Below are 22762 nucleotides of genomic sequence, written 5' to 3' on the forward strand. Positions count from 1 at the left end.
GGTGAACGTCTCCTTTCGCGCCTCGCCTTGCTGGGCCGTCCTGGCGTCGGCGCTCTGGCGACGTTCGCGCTCTTCGCCGCGATCGGCGCGGCAGGATTCGTCCAGAACGGCGGCTACGCCGCGCTCGTCGCGAGCGAGGGCGAGCTCTACGACATCGCGGCGCGCGTCGCCGGGTTTCCGATTTCCGCCGTCACCATCACCGGTCAATCGCGGTTGACCGAACGCGAACTCCTCGACGCTGCAGGCGTCGGGCCGCGAAACTCCTTGCCCTTTCTCGATGCGACGGCGGTGCGCGACCGGCTGATGCAGGTCCCCCTCGTCAAATCCGCGCGGGTGATGAAGCTCTACCCCGATCGCCTGGTCATCGCGATCGAAGAGCGGCAGCCAAGCGCCTTGTGGCAGCGCGACGGACGCGTCGCCGTCATTTCTGAAGACGGGGTGCCGATCGATGAATTGCGCGACCAGCGCTATCTCGGTCTGCCGTTCGTCGTCGGCGAAGGCGCGCAGAAGCGGCTACTCGAATTTCTCATGCTGATGACCAGGGCCGGCGACCTCGCGCATCGGATCAAGGCCGGCGTGCTCGTCGCGGGACGCCGCTGGAACTTCGAGATGACGAACGGCGTGACGGTGAAGCTGCCGGAGGTCGGTCCGGCTGACGCGCTGGAGACGCTCGCGCGGCTGCAGCGAGAGGCGCGGATCCTCGACAAGGACGTCATGTTCATCGACTTGCGCATTCCCGACCGCGTCAGCGTGAGGCTGACGGAAGAGGCCGCTGCGGCGCGCGAAGCGCAGCTCGCGCCGCATAAGTCGACCAAGAGTGGTGGATAGCTGCATGATTTCCCCTGGTGTCCCGCCGCGCATGAAGCCGCTCTCGCCACGTCGCTCGGCGACGTTCGCGGCGCTTGACGTCGGCACGTCGAAGATCGTCTGCCTGATCGCGCGCCTCACGCCGCTTGGCGCGGTCGCGCCCGGCGATTGGCGTACGCATCGCGTTCGTGTCGTTGGCATCGGCCATCAGCGCTCTCTGGGCGTCAAGAATGGCCTCGTGGTCGACATGGCCGCCGCCGACGCCGCGATTCGGCAAACCGTGGACGCCGCCGAGCGCATGGCCGGCATGCAGGTGGAGCGGGTCCTTGTCACGGCGTCGGGAGGCCGGCTGTCCTCGCAGCATTTTCAGGCGAAACGCGTCATTGGCGGCCGCGAAGTCGCCGAACACGACATTCATCGGGTTCTCGAGGCGTCGGCCGCGCATCATCTCCATCGCGGCCGCGTCGCCGTGCACTCTTTGCCAACGGGCTTTTCGCTCGACGGGGTGTCTGGCATCCGAGAGCCCAAGGACATGATCGGCGAAGAGCTTGCGGTCGATCTCCACGTGGCGACCTGTGATCAGGCCGCCGCCCGCAACCTTCTCGTCGCCGTCGAGCGCAGCCATCTCAGCGTCGAAGCTATGGCCGCCGCGCCTTATGTCGCCGGGCTCTCCACTCTCGAACCCGACGAGGCCGAGATGGGCGTCGTGGTCATCGACATGGGGGCTGGATCAACATCCGTGGCCGTTTTCGCCCGAGGCGAGATGATTCACCTCGACGCGGTGACGCTTGGCGGCGCCCACGTCACGATGGATATCGCGCGCGGACTCGACGCGCGGCTCTCCGACGCGGAGCGGCTGAAGACCTTTCATGGCTCGGCGATCGCTTCGACATCAGACGAGCGCGAAACCATTTCCTTCGACCACGTCGGCGAGAGCGATCACAAGGCGCACGCGCCTAAATCGCATCTCGTGCGCATCATCCGCCCGCGAATCGAAGAAACGCTGGAGTTTCTGCGCGATCGCTTGGCGAAGGCCGGGCATCCGAGCGGTCCTGGTCGCCGCATCGTGCTGACGGGCGGCGCGAGCCAGCTCACAGGCGTCGCCGAGTCGGCGCGCCGCATTCTCGGCGGCCAGGTTCGGGTTGGACGCCCGATCGGCGTCGAAGGCTTGCCGGATTCCTCGAAGAGCCCCGCCTTCGCGGCCGCGGCCGGGCTGCTCGTTTATCCGCAAGTCGCCGCGCATGAATATTTCGAGCCGCGCCGGATCGAGCGCGCGGCGACGGGAACTGACGGATACATCTCGCGCGTAGGGAGATGGTTAAGAGAAAGCTTCTAGTATCGCGTGGAAGTGATTCTTTCGACCCGGCGCGCCATTCGACGCGCCGAGCATGATTGCCAAGGACGACGCGTTCGGCGACCGGGCGTCCAAGGGCGAAGGACAACGGGCGCCGAGTTGTGAACGCATTGGTGAGAGGCCTGGCAGATGACGATCAACCTTAAAGCTCCCGAACTCAGGGAATTGAAGCCCCGCATCATGGTTTGCGGCGTCGGCGGCGGCGGCTGCAACGCCGTCAACAATATGATCACCTCTGGTCTGTCGGGCGTCGATTTCCTTGTCGCCAATACTGACGCCCAGGCGCTCGCGTCGTCGCAGGCCGAGCGAATCATTCAAATGGGCCTGCAGGTGACGGAAGGACTGGGCGCCGGCGCTCAGCCAGAAGTCGGCCGCGCCGCCGCGGAAGAAGCGCGCGAAGAAATTCGCGAGCATCTCTCCGGCGCGCATATGTGCTTCGTCACCGCCGGCATGGGCGGCGGCACCGGCACGGGCGCCGCGCCGGTGATCGCGCAGATCGCGCGCGAAATGGGCATTCTCACCGTCGGCGTCGTCACGAAGCCGTTCCATTTCGAAGGTCAGCGTCGCCTGCGCATCGCCGAATCGGGCATCTCCGAACTGCAAAAATGCGTCGATACGCTGATCGTCATCCCGAATCAGAATCTCTTCCGCATCGCCACGGAGAAGACGACCTTCGCCGACGCCTTCGCCATGGCCGACCAGGTTCTCTATTCGGGAGTCGCCTCGGTCACGGATTTGATGGTCAAGGAAGGCCTCATCAATCTCGATTTTGCTGACGTTCGCTCGATCATGCGCGGCATGGGCAAGGCGATGATGGGCACCGGCGAGGCGACGGGCGAAAATCGCGCCAATCTTGCCGCGGAAGCCGCGATTGCGAATCCGCTGCTCGACGAAGTGTCGATGAAGGGTGCGCGCGGCCTGCTGATCTCGATCACCGGCGGCCACGATCTGACCCTCTATGAAGTCGACGAGGCGGCGAGCCGTATTCGCCAGGAGGTCGACGAGGACGCCAACATCATTCTGGGCGCGACATTCGATTCGTCGCTTGAAGGCGTGGTGCGCGTCTCCGTCGTCGCGACGGGCATCGACCTGACCGCCATCACGGCCGATGATCCGACGAGCGAATCGCGTCTCGCCGAAGCCGCCGAGCGCCTGCGCGCCCAATTGCAGCAGGCGCGCGCCCAGCAGGCCGCGCCAGCTGTCGAGGCCGCGCCGATTTTGCGTCATCGCGAAGAGCCGCAGGCCGCAGCCGGCTATTATTCGGAGCAGGCGCCGGCGCATGGCGTCTACATCGAGCCGGCGCCGCCGCGTCTCGCCTATGGCGAGCCGAGGTTCGAAGCCGAGCGCCACGAAGCGCCGGCCGGCGCCTATGTGCCGCCGGCCCCGGAACAGCCGCGTGCGCCGCGCATGCCGCAGATCGAGGATTTTCCCCAGCCCATCCAGGAACAGCTGCGTCAGCAGATGAGCGCTGGCGATCCACGTCGCAAATCGATTTTCGAGCGGCTCGCCTCCTTCGGGGCAAGCCGTCAGGAAGATTCGATACATGGCGCGCCCCCGGCGCCGACCCAGCGCCCGCAAATGGCTAGCCAGCCTTCGGCGACGCACGCCGAATATGGCAAGCGACCGGCCGCGCAGGCGCCGGTTGCTCCCGGCGGACATGCCGCGCTCGATTCGCACGGTCGTCGCGCCCTGCAACCGCGCCCGTCCGAGGAGGATCAACTGGAGATCCCGGCCTTCCTGCGCCGCCAGGCCAACCACTGAGACGCTCCATAATCGGCAAAAGGCCCGCCTCGCGCGGGCCTTTTCAATTTGGCCCCGGGGTCTTGTAACAAATCGTAAGAAAGCGTGACTGGAGCGTCGGCGCCCGGATTTGCTATCGTTCGTCCGGGCTTTAGGGGAGGGTTGCGCCATTCGTTCGGATTCACGCCGACATGCGTTGCGCGCGCGCCGCGCTGCGCTTCCCGGAAGCGCGGCCGCGCCAGCGGTTCAGCAGACAGTCGCACGAAGCTTCACGTTAACCGGCCAGGGCGTGCACGGCGGCCGTCCCGCCAGGATGACGCTCGCGCCGGCCGGCGCTGACGTCGGGATCGTTTTCAGCGTCGCCGGAGCCGAGATCGAAGCGCATTGGTCGCGCGTCGACGCATCGATACTGCGGACACGGCTCGCCGGCGACGGCGCAAGCGTGTCGACCGTCGAGCATGTGATGGCCGCGCTTGCGGCGCTGCGCGTTGACAATGCGCTGGTTGTGCTCGAGGGCGACGAGGTCCCCGCGATGGACGGCTCGGCCCGCGATTTCGTCTTCGCGATCGACGAAGTCGGCGTCGTCGCTCTATCCGCGCCGCGGCACGCGCTGCGTGTCATGAAGCCCGCGCGCGTATCCGACGGGGCCGGCTGGGCGGAACTCGCGCCAGCGGACGCCGGCCTTCGTTTGGATGTGGAAATCGCCTTCCCGTGTCCAGTCGGACGCCAACGCTTGGCGCTTGATCTGACGCCCGAGACGTTTCGGCGCGAATTGGCCGGAGCCCGCAGTTTCGGATTCATGCGCGATGCGGAGCGGCTTTGGCGTGAAGGTCTGGCGCTTGGCGCCAATCTCGACAATACGCTCGTCTTTGACGCGCGCGGCGCGATCAATCCGCACGGGGAGCGATTCGCCGACGAATGCGTGCGTCACAAGATGCTCGACGTCGTCGGCGATCTGGCGCTGGCCGGGGCGCCGATTATCGGCGCCTTCCGCTCCTATCGCGGCGGGCATAGTCTTAATCTCGCGTTGCTCGAAGCTGCGGCGCGCTCGGGCGCGCTGGCGTTCGAACTCGATGCGCATAACGAAGGCATGAGTGCGACAGGCCGAAGCCTATCGCCATAATCTCGCCAGATGAAGGTTCTTCTTTCAGCCGACCGCAAAGGCGGGATCGGTGCGCCGCCGCGCCGTTAGGGCAGGGCAGGGGCGTCCTGCGACGGCGATTTGGCTGATTGAGCTAGGAGGGCGCCGGGACGCGTGAGCGTCGCGGCCGCGCCGCAATGGGGCATCACATGTCGGTTTTCGCACGTTCATTCAAAGTGTTGGCTTTGGCGTCGGCCTTGTCGATCGGCGCGGCGCCGGCGCGCGCCGACCTCATGGACTCGATCACCAGCGGTTTCGGTCTCTTCGGCGGCGGGGGGACGAAATATCAGACGGAAATCACGCCCGACATTCCGGCCGAGGATCTCTATAACGCCGGTTTGGCGCGGCTGAAGGTCAAGGACTACGAGGGAGCAGCCAAGAAATTTGGCGAATTGGAAAAGCAGTATCCCTCATCGGACTGGGCCCGCAAAGGCCTGTTGATGACGACCTTCGCTCAGTACGAGCACCCAAAATATGACGACGCCGTGCAGTCGGCGATGCGTTATATCGGCCTTTATCCGAATTCCGCCGATACGCCCTATGTCTACTATCTCGCAGGCATGTCCTTCTATAATCAGGTGCCGGACGTCATGCGCGATCAGCAGTCGGCGGAGAAGGCGCTCGAGGTTTTCTCGCAACTTGTACAGAAATTCCCGAAGTCGGAATATGTGAACGACGCCAAATACAAAATGCAGGTGACGCGAGACCAACTCGCCGCCAAGGAAATGAACGTCGGGCGCTTCTATCTGCTTCGCAAGAACTACCCTGCCGCGATCAACCGTTTCCACGACGTTCTCGGCAAATATCAGATGACGCGCCATACCGAAGAGGCGCTCTATCGCCTCACCGAAGCCTATCTCGCAATGGGCGTCACCAACGAAGCGCAGACCGCCGCCGCCATCCTGGGGCATAATTACCCGGATTCGCAGTGGTATAAGGACGCTCACGCGTTGCTGAAAACGGACGGTCTCGAGCCGCACGAATACACAGGTTCCTGGCTGTCGAAGATCGGCAAGACGCTGCACGCGATCTAGCCGTCTTCCGAGAGCCGCCCCTGCATGAATGCGCCGGCATGCGCGAGCGCGCGCCGGCCCTCTTCAAGCCTTGCATTCCATAAGTGCCACGCATGGATCATGCGCGGCCAAATCTCCAGCGTGACCGAGACGTCGGCGCCGCCGGCCGCAGCGGCGAGTCGCGTCGAATCGGCGAGCAGCGTTTCGTTTGAACCCACCTGGATGATGAGCGGCGGCAAGCCGCTCAGGTCGCCAAAAAGCGGCGAGACGCGCGGGTCACGGCGATCGACTCCGGCCGGGACATAGGCCTGCGCCAGTTCCTCGAGATAGGCCTTATGCAGCAGCGGATCGACGTCGTCTTTCGTCGCCAGCGTCTCGCCGGAGAGGGTGAGATCGGTCCAAGGCGAGACGAGCCAGGCGCAGGCGGGGAGCGCTTCCTTGAGGTCGCGCAGCCGCATCAGCAAGGCAAACGTCAGCCCGCCGCCGGCGCTGTCGCCGCCGACCGCGATCTGGCGCGCGGCAAACCCCTGATGCCGAAGAAACCGCCAGGCCGCGAGCGCATCGTCATAGGCGGCGGGAAACGGATGTTCGGGCGCCAGTCTGAAGTCGACGGCGAGCGTGCGGGCGCGCGCGGCGCGCCCCGCTTCCGTGGCCATGCGGCGATGGCTGACGATCGAGCCGGAGCAATAGCCGCCGCCATGGAAGAATAGCAGCGCGCGCGAGGGGTCGCTCGTTGGCGCGCAAGACCATTCGGCGGCGATGCCGTCGATCGACGCGCGCGCCAATGAGATATCCGGCGCGATCGGCCAAGCGGCGCCGACTTCCTCGATGCGCGCGCGCCGCGCCGGCCACCCGACAGGTCGCGGTTTTGCGCTCAGCAGCGCGCGAATGTCGTCAATGCCGAAATCAGCCAAAAAAATCTCCGTTTGGAAAAGGGCGCTGGCGACTATAATCGAGGGCCGTCCGCGCGTCGCCGGCGCGCGGCTTCCGGCGCATGTGCGCGCCCAGGGCATTTGAGCAAAGCCTCATGCTGGTCCGTCTTTCCATTCGCGACATCGTGCTGATCGACGCGCTCGACCTGGAATTCGCGCCAGGCCTGACGACGCTTACGGGAGAGACCGGCGCGGGAAAGTCGATTCTGCTCGACGCCTTCGTGCTGGCGCTCGGGGGTCGGGGCGATGCGTCGCTCGTGCGCGCCGGCTGCGAACAGGGCCAGGTGACGGCGGCGTTCGATACGCCTGCGAATCATCCCGCGCATCTCGCGGCGCGCGAATTCGGATTGGCGAGCGAGGACGAGCTGGTGTTGCGCCGCGTGCAGGCGGCGGACGGCCGCACCCGCGCCTTTGTGAACGATCAGCCTGCGACCGCGCAGGCGCTGCGCGCCATCGGGCGCGAACTCGTCGAGATTCATTGTCAGCATGACGAACGCGCGCTCGTCGATCCGAATGCGCATCGCGCGCTCGTCGACGCGCATGGCGGCCTTATCGCGCAGGCGAATGACGTGCGCGCGCGTTATGGCGCGTGGCAGGCGGCGCGCCGCGCATTGGCGGAAGAAGACGCGCGCGTCGCCAAGGCGCGCGCCGACGCAGAATATCTACGCCACGCGCACGCCGAGCTTTCGGCACTGGCGCCGCAAGAGGGCGAGGAAGAGACGCTCGCCGAACGTCGGCTCTTCATGCAGCGCGCCGAAAAGGTCGCCGCCGACATTTCCGACGCGCTCTCGGCGTTTTCAAATGACGGATCACCGGCGCGGGAAATCGCTCAGGCGGCGCGGCGGCTGGAGCGGCGTCTGACGCAGGCGCCGCAACTGCTGGACGCGCCTGCGCGCGCCTTGACGCAGGCTGTCGACGCCTTGGGTCTCGCCGAGGAGGCGCTCCAACAGGCGCTCACTGAGACGAAATTCGATCCGGCGGAATTGGAGCGGGTCGAGGAGCGGCTGTTCGCGCTGCGCGGCGCCGCGCGCAAGCATCAGGTCGCGGTCGCCGACCTTGCGAAGCTTGAAGAAAAATTCGCCAATGACATCGCCGCACTCGATGCGTCCGAAGCGCGGCTGGTCGCGCTGGGGCGCGCGCTTGCGGACGCCAAGCAGTCCTATGACGAGACGGCCTTGGCCCTATCCGCGGCGCGCCGCGCAGCGGCGAAGAAACTCGATGCGCTGGTTGACGCCGAGTTGAAGCCGCTGCGGTTAGAGGGCGCGCATTTTTCGACGCAGGTGACGAGCGACCCGGAGTCCGCCGGGCCGGAAGGAATCGATCGCGTCGAATTCTGGGTGCAGACCAATCCGGGATCGCGCCCCGGTCCGCTGACCAAGGTCGCGTCGGGCGGCGAACTCGCGCGCTTCATGCTGGCGCTAAAGGTCGTGCTCGCCGATCGCGGCTCGGCCCCGACGCTCGTTTTCGACGAAATCGACACGGGGGTCGGGGGCGCCGTGGCCGACGCCATCGGTCAGCGGCTGGCGCGTCTCGCCGCGCGCGCGCAGGTGCTGGCCGTCACCCACGCGCCGCAGGTCGCCGCGCGCGCCGGCCAGCATCTTCGCATCAGCAAGGGCGCGCCGGCGAAGACCGGCAAGGACAAGCGGGTCGCGACCAGCGTCGCGGTGCTTGCCGAGGGCGAGCGGCGCGAGGAGATCGCCCGCATGCTGTCGGGCGCGGCGATCACCGAGGAGGCGCGGGCTGCTGCGGCGCGGTTGTTGGAAGGGGCGGGGTAGATGGCGACCTTTTGGGGGGAAGTGGAAACTTTTGGCTGCGGGCGAGGTGGCCACTTCGCGCCAACAGCTGACGCTGATTTATTAGCCACAAGCAGACGTTGGCTGCCTTCAGTAGTCGTTCTAGGGATGCCCCCGGGAGGCCATCAAAACGCGTTGCGAGAGACGTGGCCCTATGCCACTCGTGGGTGGAGGGGACGAAAAAATGACAGGCGACGCAAATATCGAAGACGAATTTTATCACGTTAGAACCTACGCAAAAAAACTTCGAGTTAGGGAACTGAACTTTAATTCCGAACATTTGAAAGCAGCGGAAAACTACTATGTCGGCTGGGTCGACCTCATGGGCGCAGGCCACGCGATGGGGACTTCAGTGCAGAAGACTGCGAACTTCCTCGCGAGGCTTCACATAGCCATCGAACGCAGCCGAAAAGGTTGCGGTTTTGAAGGACGACTCCTGCCAATCAACGACGGCGTTTTTATCGTCGCCCGATCCAAGCGTGAACTGATGTCGATGGTCGGCCGGACAATGATAATGCTGTCCGCCAACTTCATTGCGATCCCAAGGCCACACGATCGGTTCCTACTCAGGAGCGGGATAGCTTATGGCCCCGTCTATTTCGGCGACGATCTCGTACCGGGCTTACGCCCCAAGCAGCTTAGAGAAGGGGAGCCTTTCCTTGATCGTGTAATGTTCGGGCCCGCACTGATCCAAGCCTACCGCGGAGAAGCCGCAGCCCCTCCGTATGGTGTGGCAATCCATGAATCGGCGCGAGCGTTCTGCCCGCTTGGCGAAGAGCCGTTCCGTATGACACATTGGATGTGGTGGGCACCAAACGAAGACGTGAATTACCCACCCCGCCTCCCTCCACTGACAACGCTGAAAGATTGTCTCCGCGCCGAACTCTGTAATCACTTCGAATGGCTTACATCCTCAAGTATCTACCACGGCCTCGAAACTAATAAAATCCAACAGTGGCGAATCGCATGCAAGCAGTACTTTAGCCTCGGTTGAGAGTTCATCACGACGGCCTGGGCGACAGGAGCCGTTTGGAGGCGTAAGATGCCCGCTGCCACGTTAGCGGAGAAATAACGTGTCACAGCCCGATTTTCGCAGCTTGCTCAATTCCGAGTTCACATGGCCTGAACCGGCCGACAGGCTATTCGTCGCACCGGGCGGGTACGCCGACGGGGGTACGTTGGCGTCCCATGCATGGACGCGTCTGGTGCTGATGGCAGATGGCTACCGAGAGGCCGCCGACAGGCTCGTGGACGCAGTCGCCGCAGACACCGTTCTCCAGGGCACCGTGGTGTACCCGGTTATCTTCCTGTACCGCCACTTCATGGAGTTGGAACTGAAATATGTGCTGGTGACCTATGGCCGACACTTCGACGAGGAGGCGGACTGGAAGTCGCACAGTCTAACGGACCTCTGGGCGAAGGTGCGCCCGATTATTGAGACGGCGGCCGACGGAACTGACGACGGCGGTACTAACGACGCCGTGGAAGCCTGCATCAGGGAGATGTCGGCAGCAGATCCGATGTCCTTCTCGTTTCGCTACCCCGTCGAGAAGGGTGGAAAGCCGATGGTGCTGGCGTTCGACACAGTCGACCTCGGTAACCTGCGCAGGACCATGAGGAAGATAGCCAACTATTTCACCGGACTGGACGGGTTGTTGGACCAGCTGACGGCTGCGTGAGGCCGTAGCGGTTGTGGGCGGCAAAATACGGCTAGGCAGGGCCGTGAAACACCGACAACTGACCGAATGACCGCTTTGGGGCCGGGCCGTTGCTGCCGACGAATGACTGAGTTGGTTCACCAAGCATTCATCATCCGCTCGGTGCGGCGACTGCTACGGGTCGCGAGCCGAAATTCGAGATGACAACCTACCGCCATTTGGAAGGGGTGGGCTGACCTCAAGGAGAATCCGGCCAGCGGCGCGCTCCATGATAAATGCGCAATATCTGAAGCGCGTTGTCCTTGACGCGATAAGGAATGATGTAGGGCGTCTTGTCGATGACGAATTCGCGCGTCCCAGGCACGCGGCCGGGGCGGCCGATATGCGGATTCTCAGCAAGAGTCGTCTCGATCCTTTCGAAAAGGTGAAGGGCGACGCATCGGGCGGCTGACGGATTGTCCCGCGAAATATACGCGCGTAGGGCGGCGAGATCGTCGATCGCCTCGGGCGACCAGATGATCTTCAAGGTCGACGCGTTTCGTCAGGCGTTTCCCAGCTCTCGATCCAATGACGCACGCCTTCATGTTCAACGCCGCCGCCGCGATCGAGAGAGCCCTGGGCTTTGCGAATTCCGGCGACTTGCCATTCGTTGGCGTCGAGATACTCGGCGATGGCCTCGGCTGTGAGAAAGGAGCGGCTGCGGCCCGTGCTCGCCGCGAGGCTGGCGAGCCGCTTCTTGATCTCGGGACCGACCCTCACGGTGAAGGTCTCGGATGTTTCGCGCTTTGCGCGCTTGACCTTTGCAGTCGGTGATTGCATGTACACAGCATAACACACCGCCTGTCGGCGACAATTGTCATTCAGCAATATCCGGGAGGACGGCGGGTCGCCCTTCGTTGCCTCCCGTCGCGCGCTGGCCTAAGAGAGTGCGCCATGCAGAATGCGCCTTTGCTCATGCCCGCCGCGGACACGCTTGCCGAATTGCGCGATGAGATCGACCGGATCGATCGCGACATGCATCGGCTGCTCATGGAGCGCGGCGAGATCATCGACCGGCTGATCGCCGTGAAGCGCGCGCAGGGCCTCGGCTGCGCCTTTCGACCCGATCGCGAGGCGCAGATGATGCGCGCGCTGGTCGAGCGTCACCAGGGGCTCCTGCCGCTCGACGCCGTCGAAGGCGTTTGGCGCGTCATCGTCTCGACCTTCACCTATGTGCAGGCGAATTATTCGGTGCATGCGGATGATTCCGGCGGCGACGCGCAGATGCGCGATTCGGCGCGCTTCCACTTCGGCTTCACCGTTCCCTATGTCGCGCATCACGGCGCTGGCGCGGTGATCGACGCGGTCGCCGCGTCGACCGGCGATCTGGGGATCTTGCGCGCGACGGGCGGGCTTTCGGATGGCGCCTGGTGGATGCGCCTGGTCGGCGAAGGCGCCCCCAAGATCATCGCGCGCCTGCCTTTCGTCGAGCGGCCCAATCATCCTGCGGGTCTGCCGATGTTCGTCGTCGCGCGGCTTCCGGCCGACGCAATGGCGCAGGGCGTGACGCTTTACGCGGTCGGCCTCGCGCGCTGGACGCATGCGCTGCCCGCCGCTTTCCAGACGCTCAAGGGCGAAATCCTCGCGAGCGCCCCCCATCCGGAAGGGCTCGCGCTGCTTGTCGCGGCCGCCGGCGACGCTGACGCGCAGTCCTTCGCCAAAGCGCTGGCCGAAGCGGGGGTGGAGGGCGCGCGCGTCGACGTGATCGGCAGCCATGCGATGCGCTTCCAGCTTAACGACGCGCGCAGCGGCGTCTTCGCGCCAGGCGATTGATCATGACCAAACCCACCCCCCGTACAACCGTTCTCGCGATCGACGCTTACGTGCCCGGCAGGAGCGCCGCGCCGGGCGCTGCGCGCGTGTTCAAATTGTCGGCCAATGAGACGCCGCTGGGGCCTTCTCCGCGCGCGGTGGAGGCCCTGCGCAACATGGCCGGCGAGATTGCGCTGTATCCGGAAGGCTCGTCGCGCGCCCTGCGCGAGGCGATTGGCGCGCGTTACGCGCTAGACCCAGACCGGATCATCGCCGGCGCCGGCTCGGACAATCTTCTGGAGCTGCTTGCGCTCGCTTACATCGGGCCCGGAGACGAGGGCGTCTACAGCCAGCACGGCTTCCTTGAATACAAGATCGTCACTCTGGCCGCGGGAGGAACGCCCGTCGTCGCTCCCGAGACGAACTACACCGCGGAAGTTGACGCGCTGCTTGCCTGTGTGAGCGAGAGGACAAAGATCGTTTTTCTCGCCAATCCGAACAATCCGACCGGCACGTTTTTGTCGGCGAGCGAAGTCTCGCGGCTCGCGCGTTCGCTGCCCGCGCATGTGCTGCTCGTGCTCGACTCCGCCTATGCCGAATATGTCCTGCGCGAGGATTATGATGCGGGCGTCGCGCTGGTCGATGCGCATGAAAATGTCGTGATGACCCGCACCTTCTCGAAAATTTACGGCCTTGCGGGACTGCGCGTCGGCTGGGCCTATGGACCCGCGCATGTGATCGACGCGCTGAACCGAATCCGCTCGCCCTTCAATGTCTCGAGCGTGGGTTCAGCAGCGGCGATCGCCGCGCTGTCGGATCGCGCGCATCTCGATGCGGCCATCGCGCATAATGATCGCTGGCTGCCGTGGCTCTCGCGGGAAATTTCCGCGCTCGGCCTCGACGTACTGCCGAGCGTCGCCAATTTCATCGCCATACGTTTTCCCGACGCGCCTGGATTGACGGCCGCCGACGCCGACCGCTTCCTCATGTCGCGCGGCCTGGTGCTGCGCGCCATCGGCGCCTATGGCATGGGGGAATTCCTGCGGCTCACCGTCGGCGCGCAGGAGGCGAATGAACGCGTCGTCGAAGCGCTCGCCGAATTCATGCAGAGCGCCCAAGTGCGGCAAAAGGCGCAAGCAGGCGTTCATGGCTGACCCTGCATGTGAACGTCTGGCGCTGATCGGCGTCGGGCTCATCGGTTCGTCGATCGCGCGTGCGGCGCGCCAATTCGGCGCAGCCCGGCACATTGCGGTGATGGATTCATCGCAAGAGGTCGTCGGCCGCGCCAGCGAACTCGGCCTCGCGGATGTGGCGACTCAGGATCATGCGCAGGCGGTTAGTGGAGCCGATCTCGTCATCGTGTGCACGCCTGTCGGCGCTTGCGGCGACGTCGCGCAAAGCCTCGCGCCGCATCTGGAAAAGGGCGCCGTTCTTTCCGACGTCGGCTCGGTGAAAGGCGCCGTCGTCGCGCAGATGACGCCGCATCTTGCCGAACCAGCGCGTTTCATTCCCGCCCATCCGATCGCCGGCACGGAGTTCTCCGGGCCGGACGCAGGATTCGCCACGCTGTTTCAGAACCGCTGGTGCATTCTCACGCCGCCCGACGACGCCGACGCCGCAGCCGTGGAAAAGCTGACGAAATTCTGGAAGCGTTTGGGCGCGAACGTCGAGACGATGAGCGTCGCGCATCATGACGCCGTGCTCGCGCTCACGAGCCACCTGCCGCATCTGATCGCCTATAATATCGTCGGCACGGCGGATGATTTTGGCGATGAGACGCGTTCCGAAGTCATCAAATTTTCGGCGTCCGGCTTTCGTGATTTCACGCGCATCGCCGCGTCGGATCCCATCATGTGGCGAGACATCTTCCTCGCCAATAAGGATGCCGTCCTGCAGATGCTCGGACGCTTCAATGAGGATCTCAGCGTGCTGCAGCGGATGATCAGGCGCAATGACGGGCAGGGGCTGCTGGAATTTTTCTCGCGCACCCGCGACATCCGCCGCTCGATCGTCGAGCAGGGTCAGGACACGGCTGCGCCCGACTTCGGAAGGCGAGCGGAAGGGCGGTGAACCCGTCTCTCCACGGCCGCGGTCTTCGCGGGAATCACATATGACCGAGTCGAATTTCGACGCGCTGCGCGCCGCTTTCGAAAACGCCGTTCCCAGCTATGACGCGCTGCGACGCCAACTCATTCCGCATTTCGACGCCTTCTACGGAACCGCGCTCGACCTTCTCGAAGAGGTCGTGGGCGAGGGAGAATTTCGATGCGTCGACCTTGGCGTCGGCACCGGTCTTTTGTCGGAAATGATTCTCAAGCGATTTCCCGGCGCGCAGGTTGAAGGCGTCGATCTCGCGCCGAAGATGCTCGATGCGGCGCGCGAACGGCTTGCGATATACGGCGCGCGCCTGCGCCTCTCGCTCGCGGATTATGCAACCGCGCCGCTCCTCGGGCCGCTCGACGCCGTCGTCTCGGCGCTGTCCATCCACCATCTCGATCACGAGGCGAAGCGCCGCCTCTTCCGGCGGATTCATGATGCGCTGCGACCCGGCGGCGTTTTCCTCAATGCGGACCAGTCGCTCGGCGCGACGCGCGAAATCGAGGACGCCTATCAGCGCCGCTGGGAAGCGGATGTTCTAGGTTCCGGAATCGCCGCCGATGATTTCGCTGCGGCGAGAAAGCGCGCGGAACTCGATCGCAGCGCGACCTTCGCTGATCAGATCGCCTGGCTCGAAGAGGCCGGGTTCCGCTACGCCGACATCGGCTGGAAGCGCCATCGCTTTACGGTGTTTTACGCGCGGCGCTAGAGTCGTTTTGCGACGCTTGGCCGATGCGCAAGGCATCGCCGGCGTTGCGCGAGATGAATTGCTGCAGCTTGCCCGAAATGGCCGCCAACACCCAGGGCAGCTGAACGTCGATGCGCAGCAAATCTTTCAGCACCGTGATCTGCGCCGTCGCCGTCTGACCGAGCGCCGTCACGCGAACCGTTGCGACGTCGCCGGCCCAGGAGACTTCGGAATGCGCGACCTTGTCCACATATTCGCGCTGCATCTTTGTCAGCTGTTCGGAGACTCGGGCTTTCGCCGCTTCGACGCCGAGATCATGCGGCACTGTGACGGTGATGGCGTTCGACATAGGCTTCCTCCACTTGCCCCAATGTAGGCGCCATCTGGGGGATTAGAAGAATGGCGCGGCTAAAGGCGATGACGATGATCTCTCGCGAGCTTGTACGCTGTACAGTCGAGGTTGCGCTCGCTCTGGCGTTGAGCGCTTTCGCAACTTCCGCTGGGGCGCTCGACGCGCCGTCGCCTCCACGCCGTCCGCAGTTTCAAAACGTCCCCTTGCCCGAGGCAAAGCCCGCGGTAGGCGACACGCCGCGCGTGGAGACCGAGTCCGCCGAGGATTGCATGGCGAATATGCGCGCGGCTGGCGTCGCTTTCGAACCCGCAGAAGCGCCGACCGGCGCGCTTGACGGTTGCGCGATCGAGGCGCCGGTGCGTCTCGTTTCGGTCACGGTCGGCATACGGCGCGTTGCGCTCATTGCAAAGCCGCTGCTGGCTTGCGGCTTCGCGCTGCAGTTTTCCGATTACGTGAAAAATCTGCTGGCGCCGCTCGGCGCTGGGACTGTGGGCGCCTCGCTCGTCGCGATCGATACAGGTTCGGGATACGAATGCCGCGGCCGTAATCACGATAGCGGGGCCAAGCTGAGCGCGCACGCCAAAGGACTCGCCCTTGATGTCGGCGCATTTGTTTTCTCGGACGGTCGAAAAATTCGGATCGACGCTCAGTCGGATCCGCAATCGACAGCTTACGTCAAGACGCTGAGAACGGCGGCGTGCGGCTGGTTCACCACGGTCCTGGGCCCTGGATCAGATCCCTATCACGCAAGCCATCTTCATTTCGACATCGAGCGCCATGGATCGAATGGCGGCTACCGCATTTGTCAGTGACCGCGTCTTCGCCGGCGTGTCACCTCGATGCGAGTAGGCCGAGGCGCGTCAGCTCGTGCTCGCGAATGTTGCGGGTGATCGGATAATAGCCGCCTTTTTTCGCCTGGGTCTGGCCATCTCTCGAAAGCACATATGTGACGAACTCGCCGCTGAGCGTGTCGATCGGCTTCTTCGGATCCTTCAGCAGGTAGACGTAGAGCCCTCGCGCCAGCGGATATTTGCGCGAATAGGTATTGTCGAAAGAGGCGTCGTAGCAGGCCTTGCCGGCGCTCACGGGAACGGCGCGCACCGCGTCCGTCCTATAGCCGATGCCTGAATAGCCGATCGCAGACTTGTCGGCGCCGACGGCGCTCACGACGGCTTCGGATCCGACCTGCATCTTGATGTCGTCTTTGAAATCGGCGCCGCTCAAGACATGCTGTTTGAAGAACTTGTAAGTGCCCGAAAGCGTGTTGCGGCTATACATGGCGATTGGCTTGGCCGCCCACTCGCCGGTCAAACCAAGTTCGCCCCAGGTGCGGATGCTTTTTCCGCCGCCGCTTTTCGGATCGGCCGCAAAAACCCGCTCCAGCTGCTCCATGCTGAGGCACTGGAGCGGATTGTCCTTGTGGACATATATCGCCAAGGCGTCGATCGCGACCAGAACCGCCGTTGGCTTGTAGCCGAACTTCGCTTGGAAGGCGGCGATCTCGTCCGGCGTCATTTGACGCGACATCGGACCGAGTTGCGCTTCTCCCGAGAGGAGCGCCGGCGGCGCCGTGTTCGAGCCCTTGCCGACAAGTTCGATCGACACATTCGGGTAGATCGACTGGAATCCTTCGGCCCAGAGCTCCATTTCGTGATGCATCGTGTCCGAGCCGACCGACCTCAATTTTCCCGACAGTCCGTTGACGACCTTATAGGGGGAGAGCTCCAAATCGAGCGCGACAGCGCCGGCGGCCACAACCACGAAAGCCGCGACGGCGGCGGAGAGGGCTCGCAGTTTCATGGCTTTGCTTTTCTCCGTTGCATCAAATCATTGCGGCCGAAACCACCTCGCCGCGGCACGCGCACGATCGACGTGGAGTCGCTAGGAATCACCTTGGAGGCGGATGTTCAGTGAGTCGTTCTTGCTTTCGCCGCAATTTCGCCCGGCGAAATGACAGGCGCATGACGCCTATGCGACAGCGCGGCCGCGCAACGTGCGGCTCAAGAAAAAGCGCAAAAAAATACCGGAAGGCGAGGCGTCGCCTTCCGGTTTGACGTGATGCGGCCGCTGCGCGAAGGCGCGGACGCCTCTGTTCGTCAGTAGCTGTAATACATGTCGAATTCGACCGGATGCGGCGTCATTTCGAAGCGCATCACGTCCTGCATCTTGAGGTCGATGTAGGAGTTGATGAAGTCTTCGTTGAAGACGCCGCCGGCGGTCAGATAGGCGTGGTCGGCTTTGAGATTCTCGAGCGCTTCGCGCAGGCTGCCGCACACCGTGGGGATGGCCTTCAACTCTTCCGGCGGGAGATCGTAAAGATCCTTGTCGGCCGGTCCGCCCGGATCGATCTTGTTGGCGATGCCGTCGAGGCCCGCCATCAGCATGGCGGCGAAGGCCAGATAGGGATTCGCCGTCGGATCGGGGAAACGAACCTCGACGCGCTTCGCCTTCGGGCTGGAGCTGAAGGGGATGCGGCACGACGCCGAGCGGTTGCGCGACGAATAAGCGAGCAGCACCGGCGCCTCATAGCCCGGAACCAGACGCTTATAGGAGTTGGTCGACGGGTTGGTGAAGGCGTTCAGCGACTTCGCATGCTTGATGATGCCGCCGATATACCACAGGCACTCCTGAGAGAGGCCGGCGTATTTGTCGCCTGCGAAGACCGGCTTGCCGTCCTTCCAGATCGACTGATGGACGTGCATGCCCGAACCATTGTCGCCAAAAACCGGCTTCGGCATGAAGGTCGCCGACTTGCCGTAGGAATGCGCCACCTGATGGATCGCATATTTATAGATCTGCAGGTGGTCGGCGACCGTGACGAGCGTCTCGAACTTCAGACCGAGTTCATGCTGGGCGGAGGCGACTTCGTGATGGTGCTTCTCGACCTTGACGCCCATGGCCGCCATCGCGGCGAGCATCTCGCTGCGCATGTCCTGCGCAGAGTCGACCGGCGGCACCGGGAAGTAGCCGCCCTTGGTGCGCACGCGGTGGCCGAGATTGCCGCCCTCATAGGCCGTGCCGCTATTGGAGGGCAGCTCGGTCGAATCGAGCGTGAAGCCGGTGTCGTAGGGCTCGGTTGAAAAGCGCACGTCGTCAAAGACGAAGAATTCGGCCTCAGGACCGAAAAAAGCCGTGTCGCCGACGCCGGTCGATTTCAGATGCTCCATCGCCTTTTTGGCCATGCCGCGCGGGTCGCGGTTGTAGGGCTGGCCCGTCGAGGGCTCTACGACGTCGCAGACGACCGAGAGCGTCGACGCCGCGAAGAAGGGATCCATGGCGATGGAATTCAGGTCCGGAAGGAGCGTCATGTCCGATTCATTGATCGCTTTCCAGCCGGCGATCGACGAGCCGTCGAACATGATGCCTTCGGTCAAAGCTTCTTCATCGACAATCGAAACGTCGAACGTCACATGCTGCCACTTGCCGCGCGGGTCGGTAAATCGGAAATCGACGTATTTAACGTCGTTATCCTTGATCTGCTTAAGAACGTCCTTGGCCGTTGTCATGTGGTTCGATGCCTCTCTTTGCTGATCTTGCTGTTTAGCTGTTTTCGTATTGGGCGCGGCGGAGCGTCTGAAGATGTTGGCGAGAAAGCTCATGGGGCGGGGGCTCAGTGCTAGATGGCGTCCGCGCCGGTTTCGCCGGTACGAATACGGATCGCGCCTTCGACGTTGGAAACAAAAATCTTGCCATCGCCGATTCGGCCGGTTTGCGCCGCCGTGCGTATGGCCTCGACCGCGCGCTCCACGGCGTCGTCCGCAAGAACGATCTCGATTTTAACTTTCGGCAGGAAATCAACGACATATTCGGCGCCGCGATAGAGTTCCGTATGCCCTTTTTGACGGCCAAAACCCTTCGCCTCGGTGACCGTAATCCCCTGGAGGCCCGCCGCCTGCAGCGCTTCCTTCACTTCATCGAGCTTGAACGGCTTAATGATCGCCTCGACCTTTTTCATCAAATCCCCCGCGCGCTTAGCTTAAGCCCCGGCCCGCTAGCGACTTTGGCTCTGCTGATGAGCCGCCGAGCTTCTATCATTGCCGCCGAAGTCGCGCCATGGCCAAAGTTCCGGCGCCAACCCAGGTCTGGCGCCAATTAAACGTACTTTATGCACTTATTTTAAGCAATAAGCCTAACCTATAGGCGCTGCTCGCGCGTTGACGATAGCAGGCAGGTCTTCCCGGGCGCCCCATTCGGACCAGGAGCCGTCATACACCGTGGCGGGCGGACGCCCCGTTGCGGCGAGCGCGAGGCTGATGACGCAAGCCGTGAGCCCGGACCCGCAGGTGGCGATGACCGGCGCGTTTGGATTGACGCCCGCCGAGGCAAAGGCCGCTTCGAGCCCGGGCTTGTCCTTTAGTCTTCCGCCGTCGAGGACATTGCCGAATGGAAGGTTCAGCGCGCCGGGCATATGGCCGGAGCGAAGGCCCGGGCGCGGCTCAGGCGCCCATCCGTGGAAACGCTCCGCGCCGCGCGCGTCGACGACCTGCGCCCCGCCGAGATCAAGCGCGCGCCGCACCGCCTGCGCGTCGGCGACGAGGCTCGCGTCGAAACGGGGCGTGAAAACCGCCGGCGCTCTCTTGCGCGCCTCGCCCTGTTCGAGCGGACGGCCTTCGCCCTGCCAGGCAGGAAGTCCGCCCGCAAGGATCGAGACCCTTTCCGCGCCGAAGACAGTAAGCGTCCACCAGAGACGCGGCGCTGAAAATATGCCGACGCTATCGTAGACGACGGCCTGCATGCCGTCTCCAAATCCGAGCCGGCGCATCTCCGCCGCGAAGACTTCGGGCTTGGGCAACATATGCGGCAAGTCGGTGGACGGATCGGCGATTGCGTCTATATCGAAGAACTGCGCGCCGGGAATATGCCCCGCAAGGAACTCGGCGCGAGCGTCGCGGCCAGTCGCCGGCATGTGCCATGACGCGTCCAGGACAACGAGATCCGGCGCATCGAGACGCTCTGCGAGCCAGGCCGTGGTGACGAAAAGCTTTTCGGGATCAATTCTACGCGACATCGTTCGCTCGCTTAGCCCTGCGCTGCTTGCATCCGGCAGTTTGGCGTTCACAATACGCCGATTCGATTCTCACGCCATTGGCGCTTGACCGACATGCTCGACATTCCAGGCAAGGCCTGCGGCTCCTGCTTCTTCTGCTGCAAGGTTCTTGAAATTGACGAATTCAAGAAGCCGGCGGGCAAGCTCTGCGAGCATTGCGTGCTGACGGGCGGCTGCGGCGTTTATGACACGCGTCCGGACGTGTGTCGCGACTACTACTGCCGATGGAAAGACGAGCGCAGCTTTTCGTCGCAACTGCGACCCGACAAGGTCGGCACGCTGCTGATGGATGACCCGGACAGCGACGAATACCACGCGGTCTGCGACCCGGAAAAGCCGTTTTCCTGGCGCAATCCTCTCGTATTCAAGCATCTTGTCGCCGAGGCGAAGGCGGGACGGCTCGTCGTCGCGAAGGCGGGGTTGCGGGCATGGCGCATTTTCGAAGACGGACGGTGGCAAGAATGGGCCTAAGTCTCACAGCCGCGCGCGCCAAGAATCCGATCAAGAATTCCGAGGAATTGTCTGCGCCGAGCGACGCTTCGCGGCCATGAGAGCGGCCATGAGAGCGGCCGTCCGGCTTTCTTTGCGCGGCGGCTGCGCCGTCGTTGCGATGTCGGTAGCGCTCTGCGCGCCCGCCGCCGCGGAGATGCTCAGGGCGCATTACGCCCTGAGTCTCATGGGGCTCTCCATCGGCAGCGCATCCGCCTCCGGCATCGTCGACGCGCAGAACTACCGCGTCGAGATCTCGATGCGGACGACAGGGCTCGCCAATCTCATCAACAACGCCAGGGGCGCCGCCAGCGCGAGCGGCGGCCTGACCGCCGGCGGTCCTTCGCCGGCAAATTACGCCAACACCACCTCGAACAGCGACGAGACGCGCACGGTGCGCATGTCGCTCGCCGGCAATGCGGTGCGCGCGGTCGAGGTGAGGCCCGCGCCCTGGGACGCCGAAGCGCGCGTTCCCGTGACGGAAAGCGCCAAGCGCCACATCGTGGATCCGGTCAGCGCGCTGATCATGCGCGTGCCGCCGGGAGAGGAGCTCACGGGTCCTTCGGCGTGCAACCGAACCATTTCCGTTTTTGACGGCGTGACGCGTTTCGACGTGGAGCTCGCCTATGCCGGCGATCATATGGCGCAAACGCGAGGCTACGCCGGCCCCGTCACCGTATGTTCAGCGCGTTATACGCCGATCGCCGGGCATCGCCCCGACAGCTCCGCGACGCGCTATATGGCGAACAATAACGACATCAGCGTGTGGCTCGCGCCCCTACCCGACGCGCGGGTCGTCGTGCCGATTCACATCGCGATCGGCACCGCCGCCGGCAAGCTCGTCATCGACGCGTCGGAGTTCCAGATCGAGCAGCGCCGCGCCGATTTCAGGCGCTGACCGCTTCGGCCGATTTCACTCGACGCGAACTTCCTTGGTCTTTTTCCGGTTCATGCGGTCGGATTCATATTCGAGATATCTAACTTCCAGAGGGTCGGCGCCCTTATTCGGGCGCAGACAGAATGACGGGCGCGGCGAAAAGCCTCCGTCCTGCGCCTCGAAGCAATCCGAGAAGCGCACCTCGCACTGAAACATCGTTTCGCTTTTTGGCGCCGCCCGCGCCACGACGGCGCGCGCTTTCTCGATCGCCTGCTTGCAGACGTCGGGGTTGAAGCCCCAGGCCTCGCAGTCGCTTTGCGTCGCCATATACTTGCCGTCGGCGGAGCAGACGGGCGTGCGTCGGAACGCGTAGAAGGCTGAAAATCCAGCGGCCGCGACAGCGACGACGATGATGAAAAACTTGAACATCCGACTTCACGCTCGCGAGATAGACTGTTGCCGCGCTCCGATAGATAGTCGTCGGCGCGCAGCGGCGGCAAGCGCAAACTGAGCCCTTACAGGAGCTTTGATGCGGCGATGCAGCGCAGCGGCGGGCCTGTCGATCGCTTGACAGCGCTTTGCGTCTGCAATACTCCGAAACTACCGCATTTCGGAACCGCGGCCGAGAGCTGCGAGCATTATGGCTCTCCGGACGCGGCTAGGGCCGAATAAGCGATGCAGACGCGTTCCCGCCTAGGTGAGGTCGACGTTGAACCAAAACCGAGGCGGGGCGGCGTCAGCCATGCTTTCCACTTGACCAATTCGACGAAGAAAGCAACGCCGCGGTTGCGGTTTGCAGCCTGAATCTCGGCTTGTGGCGAAACCGGCAGTGTGTGTGACAGAAGGAGGAAACTATGGGCGCTATTCTTGAACTGACGAGCTATGCAGCGACTCCGGTCGGCATGATCGCGATCATCGTCATCGGCGCGGCGGCGTATTTCGCCGCGCGCTGGGTGTTCAGCGACTAAAATTAGCTTCAGCAT

Annotated in this window: 24 protein-coding genes; 15 read left to right on the forward strand and 9 right to left on the reverse strand. The window is 63.7% G+C overall.

Features of this window, described 5'->3' with window-relative positions; all coding sequences use genetic code 11:
* The 5 genes from NEI07_RS14140 to NEI07_RS14160 all read left to right on the forward strand — a co-directional run.
* Window positions 1–828, forward strand: an 828-nt coding sequence (locus tag NEI07_RS14140) for a cell division protein FtsQ/DivIB (protein ID WP_256035383.1), incomplete at its 5' end; no start/stop codon positions are given.
* Window positions 829–832: 4 nt separating this feature from the next.
* Window positions 833–2143 (forward strand): cell division protein FtsA, encoded by a 1311-nt coding sequence (gene ftsA, locus NEI07_RS14145; protein WP_256035385.1) that lies wholly within the window; start codon window positions 833–835, stop codon window positions 2141–2143.
* A 147-nt stretch (window positions 2144–2290) separates the two neighbouring features.
* Window positions 2291–3922: a cell division protein FtsZ gene (ftsZ, locus tag NEI07_RS14150; protein WP_256035386.1), complete on the forward strand. Its 1632-nt coding sequence runs from the start codon at window positions 2291–2293 to the stop codon at window positions 3920–3922.
* A gap of 175 nt (window positions 3923–4097) precedes the next feature.
* Complete coding sequence (lpxC, locus tag NEI07_RS14155; RefSeq protein WP_256035387.1) at window positions 4098–5024, forward strand: UDP-3-O-acyl-N-acetylglucosamine deacetylase; 927 nt, start codon at window positions 4098–4100, stop codon at window positions 5022–5024.
* A 167-nt stretch (window positions 5025–5191) separates the two neighbouring features.
* Window positions 5192–6076 carry an outer membrane protein assembly factor BamD gene (locus tag NEI07_RS14160; RefSeq protein ID WP_256035389.1) on the forward strand — a complete coding sequence of 295 codons (885 nt, stop codon included), beginning with the start codon at window positions 5192–5194 and terminating at the stop codon, window positions 6074–6076.
* On the opposite strand, the gene NEI07_RS14165 is transcribed toward NEI07_RS14160, so the two are convergent.
* A complete protein-coding gene (locus NEI07_RS14165) occupies window positions 6073–6969 on the reverse strand; it encodes an alpha/beta hydrolase (protein ID WP_256035390.1) in 897 nt (298 codons plus the stop codon). The genes NEI07_RS14160 and NEI07_RS14165 overlap by 4 nt on opposite strands.
* Before the next feature lie 113 nt (window positions 6970–7082).
* On the opposite strand from NEI07_RS14165, the gene recN reads away from it, so the two are divergent.
* The 3 genes from recN to NEI07_RS14180 all read left to right on the forward strand — a co-directional run bounded on the left by recN (window position 7083) and on the right by NEI07_RS14180 (window position 10459).
* On the forward strand, window positions 7083–8762 hold the full coding sequence (gene recN / locus NEI07_RS14170) for a DNA repair protein RecN (protein WP_256035392.1): 1680 nt from the start codon (window positions 7083–7085) through the stop codon (window positions 8760–8762).
* 202 nt (window positions 8763–8964) lie between these two features.
* On the forward strand, window positions 8965–9774 hold the full coding sequence (locus NEI07_RS14175; RefSeq protein WP_256035394.1) for a hypothetical protein: 810 nt from the start codon (window positions 8965–8967) through the stop codon (window positions 9772–9774).
* 79 nt (window positions 9775–9853) lie between these two features.
* Entirely contained in the window at window positions 9854–10459 is a 606-nt protein-coding gene (locus NEI07_RS14180; protein WP_256035396.1) for a hypothetical protein, read from the forward strand.
* A gap of 217 nt (window positions 10460–10676) precedes the next feature.
* Here NEI07_RS14180 and NEI07_RS14185 read toward each other — a convergent pair whose 3' ends face one another.
* Window positions 10677–10964, reverse strand: coding sequence for a type II toxin-antitoxin system RelE/ParE family toxin (locus NEI07_RS14185; protein WP_256035398.1), 288 nt, complete (start codon window positions 10962–10964; stop codon window positions 10677–10679).
* Window positions 10961–11257: a CopG family ribbon-helix-helix protein gene (locus NEI07_RS14190; RefSeq protein ID WP_256035401.1), complete on the reverse strand. Its 297-nt coding sequence runs from the start codon at window positions 11255–11257 to the stop codon at window positions 10961–10963. Before NEI07_RS14190 ends, NEI07_RS14185 begins: the two co-directional genes overlap by 4 nt.
* 114 nt (window positions 11258–11371) lie before the next feature.
* On the opposite strand from NEI07_RS14190, the gene NEI07_RS14195 reads away from it, so the two are divergent.
* Genes NEI07_RS14195 through NEI07_RS14210 form a run of 4 tightly spaced genes read left to right on the forward strand, consistent with a single transcriptional unit; the run spans window position 11372 to window position 15035 of the window.
* Window positions 11372–12250, forward strand: a complete 879-nt coding sequence (locus NEI07_RS14195; protein ID WP_256035402.1) for a chorismate mutase — start codon at window positions 11372–11374, stop codon at window positions 12248–12250.
* 2 nt (window positions 12251–12252) lie between these two features.
* Window positions 12253–13383 (forward strand): histidinol-phosphate transaminase, encoded by a 1131-nt coding sequence (gene hisC, locus NEI07_RS14200; protein ID WP_256035403.1) that lies wholly within the window; start codon window positions 12253–12255, stop codon window positions 13381–13383.
* A complete protein-coding gene (locus NEI07_RS14205) occupies window positions 13376–14299 on the forward strand; it encodes a prephenate/arogenate dehydrogenase family protein (protein WP_256035404.1) in 924 nt (307 codons plus the stop codon). The genes hisC and NEI07_RS14205 overlap by 8 nt, the downstream gene beginning before the upstream one ends.
* A gap of 40 nt (window positions 14300–14339) precedes the next feature.
* Entirely contained in the window at window positions 14340–15035 is a 696-nt protein-coding gene (locus tag NEI07_RS14210; RefSeq protein WP_256035405.1) for a class I SAM-dependent methyltransferase, read from the forward strand.
* Here the strand turns inward: NEI07_RS14210 and NEI07_RS14215 are convergent.
* Window positions 15010–15363, reverse strand: coding sequence for a polyhydroxyalkanoic acid system family protein (locus NEI07_RS14215; RefSeq protein ID WP_256035406.1), 354 nt, complete (start codon window positions 15361–15363; stop codon window positions 15010–15012). The two genes, NEI07_RS14210 and NEI07_RS14215, sit on opposite strands and share 26 nt — an antisense overlap.
* A 50-nt stretch (window positions 15364–15413) precedes the next feature.
* Between NEI07_RS14215 and NEI07_RS14220 the strand changes: the two genes are divergently transcribed.
* Window positions 15414–16178, forward strand: coding sequence for an extensin-like domain-containing protein (locus NEI07_RS14220; protein ID WP_256035408.1), 765 nt, complete (start codon window positions 15414–15416; stop codon window positions 16176–16178).
* 19 nt (window positions 16179–16197) lie between these two features.
* On the opposite strand, the gene NEI07_RS14225 is transcribed toward NEI07_RS14220, so the two are convergent.
* The 4 genes from NEI07_RS14225 to sseA all read right to left on the reverse strand — a co-directional run bounded on the left by NEI07_RS14225 (window position 16198) and on the right by sseA (window position 20374).
* On the reverse strand, window positions 16198–17166 hold the full coding sequence (locus tag NEI07_RS14225; protein WP_256035410.1) for a PstS family phosphate ABC transporter substrate-binding protein: 969 nt from the start codon (window positions 17164–17166) through the stop codon (window positions 16198–16200).
* 296 nt (window positions 17167–17462) lie between these two features.
* Window positions 17463–18872: a type I glutamate--ammonia ligase gene (glnA, locus tag NEI07_RS14230; RefSeq protein ID WP_256035412.1), complete on the reverse strand. Its 1410-nt coding sequence runs from the start codon at window positions 18870–18872 to the stop codon at window positions 17463–17465.
* A 110-nt stretch (window positions 18873–18982) separates the two neighbouring features.
* A complete protein-coding gene (locus NEI07_RS14235; RefSeq protein WP_014890136.1) occupies window positions 18983–19321 on the reverse strand; it encodes a P-II family nitrogen regulator in 339 nt (112 codons plus the stop codon).
* 174 nt (window positions 19322–19495) lie between these two features.
* Window positions 19496–20374 (reverse strand): 3-mercaptopyruvate sulfurtransferase, encoded by an 879-nt coding sequence (gene sseA, locus NEI07_RS14240; RefSeq protein ID WP_256035413.1) that lies wholly within the window; start codon window positions 20372–20374, stop codon window positions 19496–19498.
* Between the two features lie 93 nt (window positions 20375–20467).
* Between sseA and NEI07_RS14245 the strand changes: the two genes are divergently transcribed.
* A complete protein-coding gene (locus tag NEI07_RS14245) occupies window positions 20468–20884 on the forward strand; it encodes a hypothetical protein (protein ID WP_256035414.1) in 417 nt (138 codons plus the stop codon).
* Window positions 20885–20972: 88 nt separating this feature from the next.
* Window positions 20973–21800 (forward strand): DUF3108 domain-containing protein, encoded by an 828-nt coding sequence (locus NEI07_RS14250; RefSeq protein ID WP_256035415.1) that lies wholly within the window; start codon window positions 20973–20975, stop codon window positions 21798–21800.
* A gap of 15 nt (window positions 21801–21815) precedes the next feature.
* Here NEI07_RS14250 and NEI07_RS14255 read toward each other — a convergent pair whose 3' ends face one another.
* Entirely contained in the window at window positions 21816–22208 is a 393-nt protein-coding gene (locus NEI07_RS14255) for a hypothetical protein (RefSeq protein WP_256035417.1), read from the reverse strand.
* Window positions 22209–22762 lie beyond the last annotated feature (554 nt).

Source organism: Methylocystis suflitae, assembly GCF_024448135.1.
Taxonomy (GTDB): domain Bacteria; phylum Pseudomonadota; class Alphaproteobacteria; order Rhizobiales; family Beijerinckiaceae; genus Methylocystis; species Methylocystis suflitae.

Bases quoted from the DNA above. Each gene is read 5' to 3' on its own strand.
- NEI07_RS14195 (WP_256035402.1), top strand. From the start codon at position 11,372: ATGCAGAATGCGCCTTTGCTCATGCCCGCCGCGGACACGCTTGCCGAA.
- recN (WP_256035392.1), top strand. From the start codon at position 7,083: ATGCTGGTCCGTCTTTCCATTCGCGACATCGTGCTGATCGACGCGCTC.
- NEI07_RS14220 (WP_256035408.1), top strand. From the start codon at position 15,414: ATGGCGCGGCTAAAGGCGATGACGATGATCTCTCGCGAGCTTGTACGC.
- NEI07_RS14235 (WP_014890136.1), bottom strand. From the start codon at position 19,321: ATGAAAAAGGTCGAGGCGATCATTAAGCCGTTCAAGCTCGATGAAGTG.
- NEI07_RS14190 (WP_256035401.1), bottom strand. From the start codon at position 11,257: ATGCAATCACCGACTGCAAAGGTCAAGCGCGCAAAGCGCGAAACATCC.
- NEI07_RS14255 (WP_256035417.1), bottom strand. From the start codon at position 22,208: ATGTTCAAGTTTTTCATCATCGTCGTCGCTGTCGCGGCCGCTGGATTT.
- ftsZ (WP_256035386.1), top strand. From the start codon at position 2,291: ATGACGATCAACCTTAAAGCTCCCGAACTCAGGGAATTGAAGCCCCGC.
- NEI07_RS14225 (WP_256035410.1), bottom strand. From the start codon at position 17,166: ATGAAACTGCGAGCCCTCTCCGCCGCCGTCGCGGCTTTCGTGGTTGTG.
- NEI07_RS14205 (WP_256035404.1), top strand. From the start codon at position 13,376: ATGGCTGACCCTGCATGTGAACGTCTGGCGCTGATCGGCGTCGGGCTC.
- NEI07_RS14175 (WP_256035394.1), top strand. From the start codon at position 8,965: ATGACAGGCGACGCAAATATCGAAGACGAATTTTATCACGTTAGAACC.
- NEI07_RS14245 (WP_256035414.1), top strand. From the start codon at position 20,468: ATGCTCGACATTCCAGGCAAGGCCTGCGGCTCCTGCTTCTTCTGCTGC.
- hisC (WP_256035403.1), top strand. From the start codon at position 12,253: ATGACCAAACCCACCCCCCGTACAACCGTTCTCGCGATCGACGCTTAC.
- NEI07_RS14160 (WP_256035389.1), top strand. From the start codon at position 5,192: ATGTCGGTTTTCGCACGTTCATTCAAAGTGTTGGCTTTGGCGTCGGCC.
- sseA (WP_256035413.1), bottom strand. From the start codon at position 20,374: ATGTCGCGTAGAATTGATCCCGAAAAGCTTTTCGTCACCACGGCCTGG.
- NEI07_RS14210 (WP_256035405.1), top strand. From the start codon at position 14,340: ATGACCGAGTCGAATTTCGACGCGCTGCGCGCCGCTTTCGAAAACGCC.
- ftsA (WP_256035385.1), top strand. From the start codon at position 833: ATGATTTCCCCTGGTGTCCCGCCGCGCATGAAGCCGCTCTCGCCACGT.
- NEI07_RS14215 (WP_256035406.1), bottom strand. From the start codon at position 15,363: ATGTCGAACGCCATCACCGTCACAGTGCCGCATGATCTCGGCGTCGAA.
- NEI07_RS14250 (WP_256035415.1), top strand. From the start codon at position 20,973: ATGAGAGCGGCCGTCCGGCTTTCTTTGCGCGGCGGCTGCGCCGTCGTT.
- glnA (WP_256035412.1), bottom strand. From the start codon at position 18,872: ATGACAACGGCCAAGGACGTTCTTAAGCAGATCAAGGATAACGACGTT.